We start from the raw sequence: 17,748 nt of genomic DNA on the forward strand, positions 1-17,748 counted from the left end.
TCCCAAGGTAAGGCGGTCCGATGATGAAAACCCCAAGTTTTTTCATCGGCTGCATGCCGGGCGCGTTCCCGGTAGCTAGAAAGAACGCTAGCATGGAGGGTCGGGTCTGAAGGGGAGCAACACCCGGATAAAACGAGTAAAAAATATTATGTCAAGTTGGGATGCAGATATTTTCCTCTAGGCGCAGAGATAAATAAGAAAATGGGTGGCTCCCTGATTTCAGGGGGGAGTGTGGAGCCACCCATCATGGCCGGACCGTTCTTGGGGTGCGGTCCAGCCGCTTACTCGAGCGAAGTGAATTCGTGCCTGTGGCATCCGGCCGCCAGAGCACCGGCGGCGGCAAGCAGACCGGAGGCGAGCAGGAGGAGTACCCCCGTGTTGCCTGTGAGGGGCAGGATGCCTTTGAAGGTATAGCTGAGGTGGGTCGGGGATTGGTTGGCGGGACCCAGGGACCAGTCCACGATCACGTCAGACAGTCCCGGATTGTGGGCTGGCGTGGTCAGGGTGACCGACCCGTCCGCCTTCTGCTGCAGACTGTTTGCGGCTATTTGATCGAATTTGACGCCGGTAATCAGCGGAGGCGGATATAACGGCACTAGTGTCGGCGTAATTGTCCGATGCCCAATGTTGCTGCTGCCGATGCCGAGTTGCCCACTGATGTTGAGTCCCCAGCTGTAGCTCTTGCCATCCTGACCGATGGCCAGGGAATGAGCCGATCCTGCACTGATTCGCGCGACCGCGAACCCCTTGCCTACGCTGTTCTGGCCTGTGGGAGGTGACACTTGTGAGGGGACGAGCAGTTCGGAGGTGCCCTCGTTGCTGCCCAACTGATCAAAGCCGTTGTTTCCCCATCCCCAGGCCGTGCCGCTCTGGTCGATGGCCAGCGAATATGTAGCTCCAGCGATAACTCGGGTGGCTTGGAATCCCTGGCTGGCGTCGGCAGGGTTTTTCACCTGTGTGGGTGTGGACCGGTCGGTTTGCGTGCCATCGCCGATTTCGCCAGCCGAGTTCCATCCCCATGCCCAGACCGTGCCGTCCTGGCCGATGGCCAGTGCATGGAGGTTACCCATGCTGATCATCCTGGCCTTGAAGGTCCTGCTGGGGTCCTTGGGATCGGGCACAGGGGCCGGGTTGGCAGCATATACAGTGCTGAATTGTCCTGTGCTTTGGCCGTTGCCGAGCTGTCCGCGGGTGTTGTATCCCCAAGTGTATACGTTGCCATCGGCGTCCATGGCCATGAGGAAGCTGTATCTGGCCCTGACCTGGACCGCCTTCAGCCCCTTGTCGGAGCCGCCGGGATCCTTGGCCAGGGCCGGCGTCAGTTTGAGCGTGCTGTAGGTGGACTTGTCGTTGGTTTCGCTGCCCCAGACGTAGACGCGCCCGTTCAGATCGATGGCTGCCGAGTCGGTGGCGCCGGCGCTTATCTGGGTGGCCTTGAAGGGTTGGCCATCCGGACCCTTGACGGGCTGTGGATTGGAGCGGCTCTGCATGCTGCCGTCGCCAAGCTGGCCATATTGATTTTGGCCCCAGCTGTAGACGGTCTGATCGGAGCCGATGGCCAGCGCGTGGGTGCCGCCTGCGGCGACCTGCGTGTATGTGAACCCGGTGGCTGCACCGTCAGGCAGGGGAACCTTGGTCGGCGCAATCTGTGAGTCCGTCGTACTCGGATCCTGGCCGAGCTGCCCGTACCGGTTGTCGCCCCAAGCGTAGGCATTCCCATCGCTGGCAATCCCTACAGAAAAGCCGACGAAATTGCCGCTGGCGCTTATCTGGTTGAAGCGGATGCCCCGGCCTATTTTGGGCGGGGTGATGGTCACCTGCTGGCCGCCCTGCGCGTCGCCATTATTCGGGCTGATTGCCCAGCTGCCGATGTCTGCCGGGCTCCAATGGGCGACCAAGGTGATGCTGCTGGTGACGGGCTGGCTGAAGTCATAAGCCACATTGGAATGGCCGTTGGCGTCCTTGAGGAACCAGCCGTCGAACAGGCTGCCGTCTCTGGTCGGATCTGCGGTCGGACGTGTGGCCTGCTTGCCTTCGGTGACGGACTGGGGTCCGGGCATGCCCGAGGGCGCCGGAGGGGAGTCACTGTCGGAGGAGAAAGTGACATTGTAAGCGTTCATGTACTGGTAGGTCAGATGGGTATCGGGCCTGGGACCGTTCATGTTCCAGGTGACGGTGACATCGGTCTTGCCTGCTGCATGCTGGGGCGTAGTGACGCTCCAGGTACCGTCCGCCTTGGCGGTCGGATCTGTGCTGGGCGTGCCGCCGAAGCTTACGCTCAGTGGCCTGGGATCCTCGGGGAACTTGACCATGCCGGGATTGCTGTCGGAGCCGCCGCTGGTTTCGCGTCCCAGCTGATTGTAGGTGTTGCTTCCCCAGCTGTAGACGTTGCCGTCCGAGCCCATGGCCAGGGAAAAGTTGTCTCCAACGCTGGTTTGGGTACAGCTGATGCCTGCCGGCAGGGGTACTTTGCCTGGCATGACGCTCGTCGTAGTGCCAGTGTCGCGTCCCAGTTGGCCATCGCTGTTGTTTCCCCAGCTGTAGAGATTGCCGTCCGAGCCCATGGCCAGAGCGTGTTCGTTTCCTGCGGTGAACCGGGTGAATCTTGTGACGCCTGGCGGCAGCGTTACTTTGTCTGGCATGACGTTTTTTGCGGAATTGCTGGTTTCGCGTCCCAGCTGGCCATAGTTGTTGTTTCCCCAGCTGTAGAGGTTGCCGTCCGAGCCCATGGCCAGAGAACGCCATCCATTTGCGGCGAATGCGGTGAATTTCGTCACGCCTGCCGGCAAAAACACCTTCCCCGGCCGGTCTTGTGGCTCTGCACTGGTGAGGTACCGTCCTAGCGCGCCTTCGTTGTTTTCTCCCCAGCTGTAGAGGTTGCCGTCCGAGCTCATAGCCATGGAATAGAAGATTCCACCGCTGACCTGGGTGAAACCTGTGACGCCGGCCGGCAGGGGCACTTTGCCTGGCGTGGCATCGTATGTGGCCGATCCTGTGTCGCGTCCCAACTCGCCGTGGTCGTTTGCTCCCCAGCTGTAGATGTTGCCGTCCGAGCCGATGGCCAGGGAATGCGTACTGCCGGCGCTGACATAGGTGAAGTGGATGCCATTCGGCGGGGGAACCAGGCCTGGCATTTTGGCTGGCGTGCTGGTGGTGTCGCGTCCTAGCTGGCCGAACCTGTTCCATCCCCAGCTGTAGATGTTGCCATCCGAGCCCAAGGCCAGGGAAAGGCTCAGCCCTCCACTGGTCTGTATGAAGCGGACGCCTGGCGGCGGGGTGACCAGGCCTGGTGTGCTGTCAGGCGTGTTGCTTGTGTCGCGTCCCACACTGTCGCTGTCTCCCCAGCTGTAGAGGTTGCCGTCCGAGCCTGTGGCCAACGTATGCCATTCGCCATTGCTGATGTGGCTGAATCGTATGCCGCGTTTGGCGGGCGGGGTCAGGGTGATCTCGTCGTCTCCGGCGGCTTTCCCTGAGGTGGGGGAGAGGCTCCAGGCGCTGGTTCCCTTGGTCCAGTGGGCGGTCAGGGTCAGGTCTGTGGTGACGGGCTGGGTGAAGTCGTAGGCCACCTTGGAGTCGCCGTTGGCGTCTTTGGTGAACCAGCCGTCGAACAGGTAGCCGTCCCTGGTTGGGTCCTTGGCAGGACGGCTGGCCAGTGCGCCGTCATCGACGTTTTGGGGATCGATGTTGCTGCCGTCGACGCTGTCGAAAGTGACAGTGTGTGTTGTTGAGCGTGCCTGGGGCCGGCTGGGCTGTGTAGGCGCGAGGGGTGGGGTTGTGTCCAAGGGTGATGGCGTGGCTAGTGGGGACTGGGGTGTCGTCGGCGTGGCCTGCAGGGTTGGCTGGCTTGTGTTGGCGCTTGTGTCGGTGTCGGTGTCGGCTGTGGCGAGGCTGCCCATGATTAGGCTGGCGGGCAGGATGATGGCAAGCAGGAGGCATGCGGCAATGGATGGCCGGGCAGAAATATCCCAATGGCGCATGATAACTGCAAACCTCTTTCCCCAATGCAAGTGGCCCGGTGATGAAAATCCCCAAGTTACTTTACGAGCCTCGCGTCGGGCACAATCCCGACAGCTAAGGGTCAGGCTATCATGGACGGCCGGATTGCCATAGGGGGAAACTCCCGAATGAGCATAAAAAAGGGTGGCTCCGCTGTGTTGGGGGATTGCGGGGCCACCCTGTTCGGCCGGGCCACCTTGGGGTATGGTCCGGCTGCTTACTCGTGTGAAGTCATTGGGCTTGCAGGCTGCGGGCCTCACGCTGGTGGCGTCCGGCTGCGGCGGCGCCGGCTGCGGCGAGCAGCCCGGCGGCCAGCAGGATCATGGTCCCGCTGCTCCCGGCGCGTGGCAGCATGCCTTCGTAGGTGTAGGCCAGGTGCGTCTGGGGCTGGACGATCCCGCCCAAGGTCCAGTCCACGATGACATCAGCCTGTCCTGGATTATGGACGGGAGTGGTCAGGGTGACGGACCCGTCGGGGTTCTGTTGCAGGGTGTCCACGGTTGTCTGGTCGAAACTGACACCGGTGATCAGCAGGACCGGTTTGAAGGCGACCAGGGCCGGGGTGCTGCTCTGTGTTGTGCCCCCGTTGCCGAGTTGGCTGTATGTGTTGTCTCCCCAGGCGTAGGCGTTGCCGTCTTGACCGATGGCAAGGGAGTGGTTGCGTCCTGCGCTGTCGCGTGCTGCTGCGAATCCGCTGCCGGCCTTGCCTTGGCCGGCGGGCGGTGATACGCGCGTGGGCGTGGACTGGTCGCTGGTGTTCCCGTCGCCGAGCTGGCCGTCGGTATTCCACCCCCAGGCCCAGGCTACGCCGTTCTGGTCGATGGCCAGGGAGTGGTGCACGCCGGCGCTGATCCATGCGGCCTGCAACCCTTGGCCGGAGGCTGTGGGGTTTGGTACCTGTCTGGGGGAGGGTCTGCTGGTTTTTGTTCCGTCGCCCAGCTGTCCGTGGTCGTTGTATCCCCAGGCCCAGGCTGCGCCGTTCTGGCCGACGGCCAGGGCGTGGTTGGCCCCTGCGCTGATCTGCGCGGCTTTGAAGGTCCTGCTGCTGTTCGCGGGGTCGGGCACGGGTGCCGGATCGGCGGCGTATGTGGTGCTGTATTCTCCCGTGGCTGTGCCGTTGCCGAGCTGCCCATAGTTGTCGTATCCCCAGGCGTATAGGCTGCCGTCCGTGTCCATGGCCATGATGAAGCTCCAACCGAGACTGACCTGGGCCGCGTGCAGCCCCTGGCTTGACCCGTTGGGGTCCTTGGCCAGTGTCGGCGTCAGTTTGGAAGTGCTGTATGCGGTGTAGTTGTTGTTTTCGCTGCCCCAGGAGTAGACGCGCCCCTGCTGGTCTATGGCGGCCGAGTCGTAGGCGCCGGCACTCACCTGGACGGCTTTGAAGGGCTGGCCGTATTCGCCTTTGACGGGCTGTGGCTTGGAATGGTCGGCGGTGGTGCCGTCGCCCAGCTGCCCGTGGTCGTTGGCCCCCCAGCCGTAGACGATGCCGTCGCTGCCGACGGCCAGCACGTGGTATCCGCCTGCTGCGACCTGCGTGTAGGTAAATCCTGCAGCAACGCCGTCGGGCAGGGGGACCTTGATCGGCGTTTTCTGCGTGGTGCTATTAGCGGTGCCCTGGCCGAGCTGGCCGTGCTGGTTGCTGCCCCAAGCGTAGGCGTTCCCGTCGCTGGCCACACCCACGGAGAATCCGCGGAAGTCCCCGGCCTGATAGCCGCCGGCGCTGACCTGGTTGAAGCGGATGCCCCGGCTTATCTTGGGCGGCGTGATGGTCGCCTGCTGGCCGCCCAGGGAGCTGCCCTTGGCCGGGTTGATCGACCACCCGCCGGTGTTGGCTGGGCTCCAGTGCGCGACCAACGTGATGTCACCGGTGACCGGCTGGCTGAAGTCATAAGCCACATTGGAAGCACCTTCGGCATCCTTGAGGAACCAGCCATCAAACAGACAGCCGTCTGCTTTTGGATCTGGATAAGGTCGTTTGATCTGCCCGCCCTCTATGACTGACTGGTCTGCTGGCATGTCCGAAGGTGTCGGACAGGCAGCGTCCTCGGATGTGAATCCTACCTTGTATTTGGGGCCGGTGTATGTGTAGGACAGGTATGCGTCCGGTTGCGGCCCGTTCATGCTCCAGGTGATGGTGACATTCACCCAGCCCTTGCTGTGAGGCGGAGTGGTGACGCTCCAGGTGCCGTCCGCGTTGGCGGCCAGCCCTGTGCCTGGTGTCCCGCCGAATTTGATGCTGGTGATCGCGGCATGGTTGGTCAGGGGAATCGTGCCTGGCTGATAAGAATCCCTTTTATTGGTATCTCGTCCCAGTTGGCCATTGGAGTTGCGTCCCCAGCTGTAGAGGTTGCCGTCCGAGCCGATTGCAACAGCATGATCGCCGCCTCCGATAACTTGGATGTAGTTGACGTTCTTTGCTGGCGGGTCGATTTTGGTTGGTTGGGGATCTGTCGATCCCCAATATGGACGTGCCAGTTGTGCGTGGCTATTGTTTCCCCACGTATATAGGATCCCTTGGTCGTCCAGGGCGAAGCCATTCCAGTCTCCCGCGCTGATTTGGGTCAAGCGCGTCTTTGTAGGTACGTTGACCTTGCCTCGTGCGTTGAACCCAGAGCTGCCAGTGTAGCGTCCTAACTGGTTGTAATTGTTGTAGCCCCAGCTGTAGAGCGCCCCAGTGGAATCCAAGGCCAGACAGTGCATGCCCTTGGCAATTACTTGCGTGTAGCGGACTCCGGTAGCAGGCGGATCCACCTTTCCTGGCTTGGTGATCGGTGTGGTGCTGGCGTCGCGCCCCAACTGGCCATAGCGATTACCTCCCCAGCTGTATAAGTTCCCGTCAGTGTCGAAGGCCATGCAGTAGTCATAGCCGGAGGTGATCTGAGTGAAACGGATTCCTGTCGGGGCATCCACCTTTCCTGGCTTGGTGGTCGGCGTGGTGGTGGTCCCGCGTCCCAGTTCGCCGTCGCTGTTGTATCCCCAGCTGTAGATGCTGCCGTCCGAGGCTAATGCCTCTGAGTGGTACTTTCCTGCGCTGACCTGGGTGAAACGGACTCCTGTAGGGGCATCCACTTTTCCTGGAGTATCGGCTGGTGTGGTGTTGGTGCCACGCCCAAGCTGACCATAACTGCTACTGCCCCAGCTGTATAGGTTCCCTTCTGAATCAAGGGCCAAGGAGTGATCGTAACCTGCACTGACCTGGATGAAGCGAAGTCCGGCTGGTGTGTCTTCCCTGCTGGGTTGCCAGCTGTAGTCGGAGCCATACATTTCTCCCCAGTGGTAGATGCTGCCGTCTGATCCCACCGCCACGGAGTACTGGTATCCTGCACTGAACTGGCTGAAGCGGATGGTTCGAGCCGGAGGTGCAGTCAGGGTGATTAGAGTGTTGCCGGCTGTGGGGCCTTGAGTGGGTGAGAGGTCCCAGACATCACCGTTTTTGGTCCAACGGGCTTCCAGAGTCATGTTGCTGGTGACAGGCTGGCTGAAGTCGTAGGCGGTCAATGTGCCGCTGATGAACCAGCCATCAAACGAATAGTCGGGTCGGGCGGGGTCGACAGGTCTCTGCGCTTGGGCGCCTTCATCGACGGTCTGATCAGGCGTGGTGGTTCCGCCCTCTGTATCAGTGAACTTGATGGTGTACTGAGCGGCTGAGCGGGTCTGGGGATTCCCGGTACTCGTGCTTGGCGCGGCGGATACTGTAGGTTGAATCGGCTCTATGGGGGATGATGTGTTTAAAGGCGATGGCGTGGCAAGCGGTGATTGGGGTGCTTCTGATGCGGCTGTTGGCGTTGCCTTGCTGGGGGAAATGCCGGAATTTTGCTTAGCTACGCGAGGGGTCTGACGACCCCCCCCCCCCGGTCGCCTCCTGCTATGGCAGGCGCGCTCGCGCCGTCCATAGCAGGCTCGCTGGCCGTAGTGCTGGCATCAGCGCTGGTGCCGGCAAGGAGGCCCAGAGGCAGGATGACAGATAGCAGAAAACTGACCGCTGCAGCTGGTCTGATTGACATGTGCTGATGCTGACGCATATTAAGTAAAATCCCCTTTCCCAAAGGCTGACCCGCCGGCCCCTACCGGTTGATATACCCTTGGAGGCTTCCCTGACGTGGCGTATATCCCCATCCCTCTGTGCGAGGGCACACGCAGGAAGCCCTGCATCTTTCAACTATACTACATGCTGATACGGTTCTCTCAGGTGGAATGTCAGGGGGGGCATTCCCAGGCATGACTCCGGGTGTGGAAGCACTGCTGAACTGGTCGGCAGTCCTTGATCAGGCAGGCCAACCGGCGATGAGGGCGTGCAGGCCCTTACGGTAGCTGGTCTCCATAAGTGCGCCGATTCCATCACCTGTAGAATCGAAGATCGTCTTCAGATCATCGAACCCCTGGGCGTCCTCAGCCAGTCTTTTGGCCAGATCCGTATTGGTCTGGCCACCCGCGCCGCCGACCGGGGGAGAGGCCTGGGCGATGGCGCTGCCCAGGGTCAGTCCGGCCAGACTGTTGAGCAGGTGGATGGTGTCTGAATCGACCTTGAGCCCGTGGGCGGTCAGCTGCTTCAACCAGGTGCTGACCATGTGGAAGGACTGGTCCGTGTTGATGGGGTGCGTGGCCATGAGCGGAAGCGCCCGAGGGTGCGAAAGCAGCGTCCGGTGAACCTGGAGCATGACCTCTTCAAGCGCTTGCCGCCATCCCATGCCCTGGGGTATTGACTCGAGGTCGGTGGCTGACTGCCAGATGAGTTCGACGATCCCATCGAGCAGGGCGGCCTTGCTGGGCACATGGCGATAGATGGCCGGCCCTGACACCCCCATCTGCTTACCTAGGGCGCGGATGTTCAGGGCCTCGAGTCCGTGCTCGTCGACGAAATAGAGGGCGGAACGCAGAATGTAGTCTCGGTTGAGCGTCGTCTTGACGGGTGCCCTGGGTGGGTCAGTCATGCCTTCCTCACTCCTTCCGCTGTACTCCTCTCTTGAATAGTACCGTTGCCAGGAGAGCCAGGGCGAGCAGGAAGGCCAGCAGGATGCGCAGATCTGGCCAGACATCCGCCATTCCGGCATGTTCGAAATTGATTTTTCCTACGGCATCCATGGCCCAGTAGACGGGGCTGCCCTTGGCCAGTTTCTGTGCCCAGTTCGGGAATCCGGAGACAGGGCTGAGCGCACCGCCCATGCCAGCCAGGAGCATGCCAAGAATGTTGTTGAAGGACATGGCCATGTTCTGCGAGGACGAGAAGATGTAGAGCAGCAGGCCGAAGAGGGTCAACACAATTGAAATGGCCAGGCAGGCCGCGGCCAGGGCCAGGACTGACCCATTGGGCCGATAGTGGTAGAGCGCCGTCCCAATCAGCATGACCAGAGCGACCTGGATCACCTGCACCATGAAGGACACGCTCAGTTTGGCCATGACCAGATCGAGGAGGGAGACCGCCGACACCCTCATCCTGTCCCAGGTGTGCCATTCGTGCTCCTGGAAAAAGAGTTGGAGGACCAGTTGTAGGGAGAACATGGCGAAAAGGATGGCGAACCCCGGAAGCGCCTGCTCGGATCCGTTCGCGCTCAGATGCCCCTGGGCCCTCAGTGAGTCCCGGTAGGAAGGCAACATGAAAGGGATGATGATCAGGGGAATGGCCACGATGACCGCCTGCAGCCAGACGCTCCGCAACTCGATTTTGAAATTCAGGCGGAATGCGGCTAAATATCCATTGAAATGCATGACACTCACCTGTCCTCCCATGCCCGTGACCCGGCAGGAGCACTAGAGGAAGCACCCATGACAGTCATGTAGGCCGACTCGATGTCGGGTTGGACGATGGTGATCGATGCCAGACGGGCACTCTTCATGACCGGCTCCTGCAAGAGGCGGGCCAACTCCTGTTCCGGGCTGGACACCGGGTGATCGGGCTCCAGGAAGCCGTCTGCCATCCGCCATCCGGGAATCTGGCTTGGTGCATGACCGACAAAGCTGATACGCAGGGATGCCCGGGCGTATTTGTGGAGCACCTCCTGCAGGGAGCCCTGGACCTTGATCCGCCCGTCGATCAGGAAGGCCAGGTTCGCGCCCATCTCCTCCAACTCCTTCAGATAGTGGGTGGTGTAGATGATGGTGGTGCCCTGCCGGCTCATGGCCCTGACCATGTCCAGTATTCTGGCGCGGGCCTCCACATCCGCTCCGACCGTCGGCTCGTCCAGGAAGAGCACCGGAGGATTGTGGACCATGGCCATGGCGGTGTGAAGGCGTCGTTTCTGCCCTCCCGATAGATTCTCGGCCGCTGTTCCTGACTGGGATGCCAGTCCCATGAGCTCTATCAGCTCGTCGGCCCTTTTGCCGCCCTGCTTGGTGTTCAGTCCCTGCAGACCGGCCATGCCGCGCAGATTGTCCCGGACGCTGAGGTGGGGATAGATCCCTAGGTCCTGTGGAGCAAGTCCGATGACCCGGCCGAAGATGCGCGAGGGGGTTCGATAGGGGTTGTGCCCTTCGACAGTGATGTGGCCCGAGTCCGGCTCGCCCAGCCCGGTCAATGCCGAGATCAGTGTTGACTTGCCTGCCCCGTTCCTGCCCAGCAGACCAAGGATGCTTCCACGTCTGACCTGAAGATCCACACCCTTGAGCACCTGCCTGCTCCCGTATGATTTGCGCACCTGGCGACAGGACAGGGCATATTCCCCTGAGTCGTTTTTTGCAGGTTGCAAGGTATACCTCCTGACGATCGTTGATGATTAACAATGTAAACTATAATAACATTGTTAACAACCTGGTTCCGCCGAGGTTTTCATGGGCCGCATAGTGGTCTGCGTCAGCTTCCGGATATTCTGATGTGGCGTGGCAGGGATATACGCCTTGCATTGTCTCGGAAGTACTATGATTTTCCTTAGCAGTGTTGGGAATCCGATAATTGCTCTTCAACGAAGAAGACCCGGGGGATTGCCAAGCGTGAGTGGACACCCCTTTTCGCCCACCAGGCACGATTTTGTACAGGCCACTCTGCCTCTTAGCTATTATCAGCTTCAGCTAAAGAGCAAAGCATCAGGCTGAGGAAATGGGTGGCCCCGCAATCTTGGGGTTTGCGGGGCCACCACGCTTACTCGTGCAAAGAGTTTAGTGGCGACGACTGCTGCTTTCTCGTTGGTGGGAGGCTGCTGCCGTGGCGCCTGCGGCGGCGAGCAGTCCTGCGGCGAGCAGGACCAGGAGTCCGGTGCTGCCGGCCTTGGGCAGGATGCCCTCGTAGGTGTAGCCCAGGTGGGCGGTCGCCTGCGCGACGTTGTCTATGGTCCAGTCGACGGCCACGTCGACGGGTCCTGCGTCGTGGGGCGGGTTGGTGATTCTCCAGGTGCCGTCCGTGTTCCGGTACAGGCTGGTCCCGGCGATGCCGCCGAACTTGACACCAGTAAGAACCAAAGGCGTCGGATCGAAGGCAACCGCCAGGGGGGTTGTGCTTTTGGCTGTCGTTCGGTTGCTGCCCAACTGCCCGTATTGGTTGTCTCCCCAGGCCCAGAGGTTGCCGTCCTGCCTGATGGCCAGCGAATGGAGCTGTCCGGCGCTGCTTCGAACGGCTTTGAAGGTTTGGGCCTTGTTTGCGGGGTCCTTGAGGGTCGCAGGCTTGTTCTGATTGACGGTGCTGCCGATGCCCAGCTGGCCGTTGCTGTTCCATCCCCATGCCCAGAGGCTGCCGTCCCGGCCGACGGCAAGGGAGTGGTTCACGCCCGCGCTGATCTGGTCAGCTTTGAGGCTTTGGCTGGGATTAGCAGGGTTCTGCACGGTTTGTGGCTTGTATTTGTCGCTGGTGCTGCCGTCGCCCAGCTGGCCGTACCCGTTGTATCCCCAGGTCCAGGTGTTCCCGTTCGAATCGATGGCCAGGGCGTTCCAACTCCCTGCGCTGATTTGGGTGGCCTGGAAGGACTGGTTGGGCAGTCGGGCCGGATTGGCTGCGTAATTGGTGCTGTCGGTGCTGCCGTTGCCGAGCTGGCCGTTGGTGTTGTATCCCCAGGTGTACACGTTACCATCAGCATCCAGGGCCATGACGAAGCTCCAGTTGAGGCTGACCTGGACCGCACGCAAGGTCTGTTCAGGATTGCCCGGGTCGGCGGCTGGAGTCGGGTTCTTCCTGGCTGCGCTGTATGCGGGCGTCTGTCCCTTGCCGGTGCTCTCGCTGCCCCAGGTGTAGACGCGGCTTTCGGAGTCGATGGCGGCCGAGTCGGCGACGCCGGCGCTGACCTGTACGGCTTTGAATGGCTGGCCGCTGGTGTTCTTGACGGGCTGGGGCTTGTACCGGTCTGTGGTGGTGCCGTCGCCCAATTGCCCGTGATCGTTGCGTCCCCAGCTGTAGAGGATGCCGTTGGATCCGATGGCCAGGACGTGCGAGTCGCCGGCTGCAACCTGGGTATAGGTAAAGCTGGAATCCGCGCCGTCGGGCAGGGGGATTCTGACGGGAGTTTTCTGCGTGGCGGCATCAGCCGGTTTCTGAGCGAGTTGTCCGTATTTGTTGTTGCCCCATGCGTAGGCGTTTCCGTCGCTGGCGACGCCTATGGAGAAGGAGCCTCCGGCGCTGGCCTGGTTGAAGCGGATGCCCCGGTTGATGGTGGGCGGGGTGATGGTCACCTGCTGGCCGCCGAGCACGTTGCCCTTGTCGGGGTTCAGGGCCCAGTGGGTGTCCATTATGGTCCAGTGGGCTGCCAGGGTGAGATTGCCGGTGACCTGCTGGCTGAAGTCGTAGGCGATCCAGGAGTCGTTGCTGGTGTCCTTGATGAACCAGCCGTCGAACAGGCAGCCATCCGCTTTCGGATTGGGGAAGGGGCGTTTGGCCTGTTTGCCTTCGGTGACGGTCTGGTTTTGGGGCATGCCGGAGGGTGTCGGGTAGGAGCTGTCTGTGCTGGTGAAAGTAACGGTGTAGGAGTCCAAATATCTGTAGGCTAGGTGGGCGTCCGGCTGCTGGCCGTTGAGAGTCCATGAGACGGTTGTGTCCACTTTTCCTCGCGCATGCGCGGGCGTGGTGACGCTCCATGTGCCGTCAGCGTTCTTGCTTATGTTCGTGCCTGCCGTTCCACCGAAGCTGACTGCGGTGACTGTGGTTGTGCCGGGCAGGTTCACTCGGCCGGGGATATGACGATCGTTGGTGGTGTTGTCGCCCAGCTGGCCGTTGGCGTTTTTGCCCCAGGAGTACAGGTTGCCGTCCGAGGCCAAGCCGAAGGAGTTGTTGTCCCAACCGGCGCTTGCCTGAACCCAGGTCAGTCCGGTTGGCGCGTTCTGCGGCGCAGCAACCCGGATAGGGGTGTTTCGCTGGGTAGTGGTGTTGTCGCCCAGCTGGCCATTGTTATTGGCACCCCAGGAGTAGAGGTTTCCGTCTGAGCCAATGGCCAGTGATGCAACAGATAGGACGCTTACTTGTTTCCAAGAGAAATTAGGTAGCACTCCATTGGGTTTATGTGCTTGAGTTGGCCCGTACACGTCAACGGTGGACCCATTGCCAACGTTGCCGTTTCCGCCGTAACCCCATGTATATATGTTGCCGTCGGATCCGATAGCTTGCGAGTAGTAGTCCCCCATTTGGAACTGTCCCCAGGTGAAATTGGAGGGAACACCTTGCGGTGTGGCAATTCGGACGGGCGTGATCTTATTATCGGTGATTGATCCTGTACCCACTTCACCACGGGTATTTGCGCCCCAGCCGTAGATCCAGTTATCCGATCCCAAGGCCAGAGAATGCCATCCCCATCCGCTCATCTGCTTCCATGTGAATCCGGAGGGTACTCCGTTTGGCATCTTCACCTGGATGGGGGCATGCCGTTCAGTGGTAGTGCCGTCCCCCAGTTGGTTATGATCGTTGTCGCCCCAGCTGTAGAGCTTGCCGTCGGATCCTAGGCCAAGAGCATGCAGGCTACCTACCGCTTCCTGCTTCCATGTGAACCCGGATGGGGCATTTTGTGGCAAGTTAACAGGTTCGGGAGTGTAATGCGCGGTTGTAGTATTGTTCCCCAACTGACCATAGGTGTTGTCGCCCCAGCTGTAGAGCTTGCCATCGGATCCCAGACCCACGGAGAACAAGTATCCGGCTGAGGCCTGGACCCAGGTAAAATCCTGGGATACGCCCTGGGGTTTCTTCACCGGGACCGGCTCATGACGTTCAGTGGTGGTCCCGTCGCCGAGTTGGCCATGATCATTGCTTCCCCAGGCGTAGAGGTTGCCGTCCGAGGCGACTGCGAGAACGTGCCCCCTTCCGGCACTGACCTGGCTGAAGCGTATTCCTCGGGGTCCGGGCGGGGTCAGGGTGACTTTCGTGCCGCCGGCGACCGGCCCCTGCACAGGGCTCATGCTCCAGGCATCCGCCTTGGTCCAGTGGGCGGTGAGGTTTAGATCGTTGGTGACGGGCTGGTTGAAATCGTAGGCGACGGGTGTTGAGCCGATGAACCAGCCGTCGAACAGGTAGCCGTCTTTGGTCGGATTCGCTGGCCGTTTCGCGCGCTCGCCGTCAGCTATGGTTTGCGTTGTGTCGGTGCCTTGGGGGTTGCTGAAGGTGACGGTGTGCGATGTGAAGGCGCGTGATTGCAGTCCAGCGTTGTATTTGTCGTCGGGAGTCCCGGTCTTGTCCGGCGTGGGGGAGATGGAGGGGGTCGGTTGTGTGGGATTCAGAGGGGAGGATGTGACCAGAGGAGATGGAGAAGTAGGAGTTGTTGCCGTTCCGGTTGGCTGGGTGGTGATGTCAGGAGCATTGCTGGACTGTTGCTTAGCTTCACGATCCCCCTCCTCCCCGCTGTTCCCATATGGGGTCGGCGCTACTGCGCGGGCCGCACTGGATTGGGTTGTGGCGCTGTCTGCCGTGGCATAGGTGCAGACCAGGAGACTTGTGGGCAGAATAATGGCCAGCAGGAGGCTGATCAACAAGGCCGGTCGAGCGGATACAGTTATATTAGAGTGCTGACGAGGCATAGTATGATCCCCTTCCCCAGGAATCGCAACCATATTGTCAAGAATCCCCAACATCCGGCGAATCACGTGCCGAAGACAACTTTGGCCGCTAATGACACAGTAGCATAAGCGCTGATGGTCTAGAACAAATAAAATTGAGAAATTTCTGTTTACTTTCTGACGATTTAATGGCGCTCGTCGGCTTTTCATTCGTAGCCGACCTTTCGCTCCCTAGGGGTCCATTACCGATCTGGTATGCGAAACAGAAGGAATACAGGAAAATAGATATGGTTATCAATGCAACGACGAAGAGAGCAAACACAAAACGGTGTTATGCATGTCAGGAGTTCAGCAGGGAAAACCGATAGCTATGGAACCATGTAGCACTATGTAGGACGGCCACCGAGAGATTCGTGGCGGAGATGATATGGGTTCGTCGATGTGTTAAGTATGCGGTGTTGACAGTGTTGGTAGTAATACAGGATATGGTTGATGTATCACCCAGGTTTTCTATTCGTGTGCTAGCGCACACGTTCTGATTGCAGTTGATTTTACGCTAGATGGCCATAGTTGATTACTTGATCAAACCTGGTTTCCGCGCCAGCAATTTATCGAGGTATTGGCAAATACCGATACAAAGTGCAACGACTGGGTATGCTTCCGTGCCAAAGCTTACTGGTCAAATGCCGACTCTTTCTGCCGTTATACGCCAGGCAGCCCAACAGTATGCGGTAGCGCCCGAGCGACGTTCAGGGTGCTGATTTGGGTGTGAGACCCCAAGAGCAGACTTTCGGTCTGCGCTATCCTGATACGTCCAGATAGGACTGCACCGAGATCTTCTTGAGACAAGACTCCAACGGCGGTAGTTCGTCTTAAGTCTGAAGGTCTGCGGCAAGATGACATAGAGTCAGGTAAAGGGGCAGCGAGGTGGCACTGAACACGTCGACTCACTTGCCTTCTACTTTCGTAGCTGCCGCGGGCGATCGCTGATATTTGGCCGAGTGCAGCAAAAGGGCGAGGCTGGCGTTGGGCGTCAACGAGATGGAGCACCAACAGATGGATGGGATGGTCTTGTAGCGCAGGCCGAGCGGGAAGGTGGTCTTTAGCATTAGCCACTCCAGCAAGCCACCTGGCTCCGTAAAGCCTAATTAGAACCTGTCCATCCATAACAATCGGCGATACAGTTCCCCTGGTTGTCGATGGCCGGCCCTTCATGGCCTTGCTGCAATTGGTTCCACAGATTGGGGTAATCCTGAAGATTGAATCCACCGCTGTGTTGAGTAGATGGGGCGGATCCGCCTCCTCCGCCGCCATGTTGACCGGTGGTTGGACGCATTCACGCCGACCTTTCTACCAGCCATCCGGCAACTGCGGGGGCGAAGGCGGATCCGCACCAGCATCAGAGCAGGACAATTAGTCAGAGCAAACATTTCAGGGATGGTCGAAAGGAAATACTACAGGTGGTAATGGTTGTAATTCGGATGGCTCCTGTGGCATTGGTTGATTGATTGTGCATTAAGTAATTGCTATAGGTTCTTATTGTCCGGAGAGTTTTTGTTCTGTTGGCATTTCTCCTGGCAGACTAAGAGGCTGTCTCTTTTACAGTATTCTGCTGCACCTGCTGAAGAATTTGATATGGTCCGGCTTGGGTCTGAACGTGTAGGTGTAAATAAGGATGCCAATGGCATTTTGAATACGCCCCTAAACTATACACAAACGTGAGAAATTATTCTTAAGTTGCATGAATCGCTTTAGAGCGACACTGCTTCCCTGATAGGGTTTAGGTAGTAGCTTGTCACCGGGGATGATCCGCGCTGAATGCGGGCCGCTACTGCTGGAGCAAGTGCTGATACGGCCGTTGCGAATGTGATGAATACCCGCAGGGCTTTGCGTCGCACTTTCTCCATCGCATCAATAGGACGACGTGCCGAATCAGTGCAGGAGGCTGTACCCGGAATTATGCGGTCTGCTTCGGCAAACTCCGAACATGTGGATCGAGCAATGCAAGCAATTTGACACCATTCGGCTGGTCGCATGAGAGTTTGTGCGGATCCCCCTGTTTAATGTCGATCTTTGCAAAGGGGAAGAAATTCTGCCCGTCGCCTGCCGGATAATTCAAGTTTGAAGAAGAGCGCTGCATGGCTTGTCCGTTCACCTTGCATTGCCCGGCTTCTGTCTGCTTAAGATCGGCCCGCTGTGCGAGTACATACAGGGTTCCCGACTTGTTCGCGGAGATGGTTGTGACGTTGCCGTCACCAGAAACGTCGTACTTTGTCAAAGATGAAAGGTAATTGGAGATCTGCCCCACGGATGGCTCTGAACGATTCGATCGCTGGCAGCCCGAGAATAGGGCCACACTTATCAAAACTGCTACCAGGGTGATTATTTGTTTTTTCCAGATGGCGCCAGCCGTCCTTGCTTCGCTATGGAACCGGGCTGGCAATGCCGTGAGCCGCCCCAAGCTTTCTTGGGAGTCGCGCCGGTGCGCCTCTGCCGGGTTAGAGTCCGTCTGCTCATAAGCCTTTGTCTTCTTCATCAGTTCTCCTTAGGCAGGTAGAGGAGGGTCCACGACGCTGTTAATTGGATTCAAGTTTCATAACCTAGAAGAGCGGTTAATAGATAAAGCAAGTTTAGCTCTTTATTTAACGATAGCGGTTCGAAACTAGTTACAACGAAGCTCAGACGTTCGAGAATTCTTACTGAGATCCTTGAAATGTTAAGTATGCCCAATCTGGTGAACTTTCTACAGAGCGTGCAGCTTAACGTACGTGACCAGTCAAAAAACAGCCATTGAATCACTTAGCTTCGTGTAGAGAGCGCTTCTCTATTGCTTGTATAACGACAGTCTTGGGCAGCTGT

General features: G+C 59.2%; 7 protein-coding genes. All 7 read right to left on the reverse strand.

Going from position 1 to position 17,748, the window contains the following annotated elements:
• Positions 1-281 precede the first annotated feature (281 nt).
• Positions 282-3,977 (reverse strand): RCC1 domain-containing protein, encoded by a 3,696-nt coding sequence (locus P272_RS0101690; RefSeq protein ID WP_029677843.1) that lies wholly within the window; start codon positions 3,975-3,977, stop codon positions 282-284.
• A 250-nt stretch (positions 3,978-4,227) separates the two neighbouring features.
• Entirely contained in the window at positions 4,228-7,800 is a 3,573-nt protein-coding gene (locus tag P272_RS0101695) for an RCC1 domain-containing protein (RefSeq protein WP_367379053.1), read from the reverse strand.
• A gap of 461 nt (positions 7,801-8,261) precedes the next feature.
• Positions 8,262-8,927, reverse strand: coding sequence for a TetR/AcrR family transcriptional regulator (locus P272_RS0101705; RefSeq protein WP_052323113.1), 666 nt, complete (start codon positions 8,925-8,927; stop codon positions 8,262-8,264).
• Between the two features lie 7 nt (positions 8,928-8,934).
• Positions 8,935-9,702, reverse strand: a complete 768-nt coding sequence (locus P272_RS0101710; RefSeq protein ID WP_029677847.1) for an ABC transporter permease — start codon at positions 9,700-9,702, stop codon at positions 8,935-8,937.
• Between the two features lie 5 nt (positions 9,703-9,707).
• Positions 9,708-10,679, reverse strand: coding sequence for an ABC transporter ATP-binding protein (locus P272_RS0101715; protein WP_044097636.1), 972 nt, complete (start codon positions 10,677-10,679; stop codon positions 9,708-9,710).
• Between the two features lie 406 nt (positions 10,680-11,085).
• Positions 11,086-14,910, reverse strand: coding sequence for an RCC1 domain-containing protein (locus tag P272_RS08830; protein ID WP_052323117.1), 3,825 nt, complete (start codon positions 14,908-14,910; stop codon positions 11,086-11,088).
• A 1,936-nt stretch (positions 14,911-16,846) separates the two neighbouring features.
• On the reverse strand, positions 16,847-17,425 hold the full coding sequence (locus P272_RS0101730; protein ID WP_029677850.1) for a hypothetical protein: 579 nt from the start codon (positions 17,423-17,425) through the stop codon (positions 16,847-16,849).
• Between the last annotated feature and the right edge of the window lie 323 nt (positions 17,426-17,748).

The sequence above is a fragment of the Bifidobacterium sp. 7101 genome, assembly GCF_000499285.1.
Classification (GTDB): Bacteria; Actinomycetota; Actinomycetes; order Actinomycetales; family Bifidobacteriaceae; genus Bombiscardovia; species Bombiscardovia apis_A.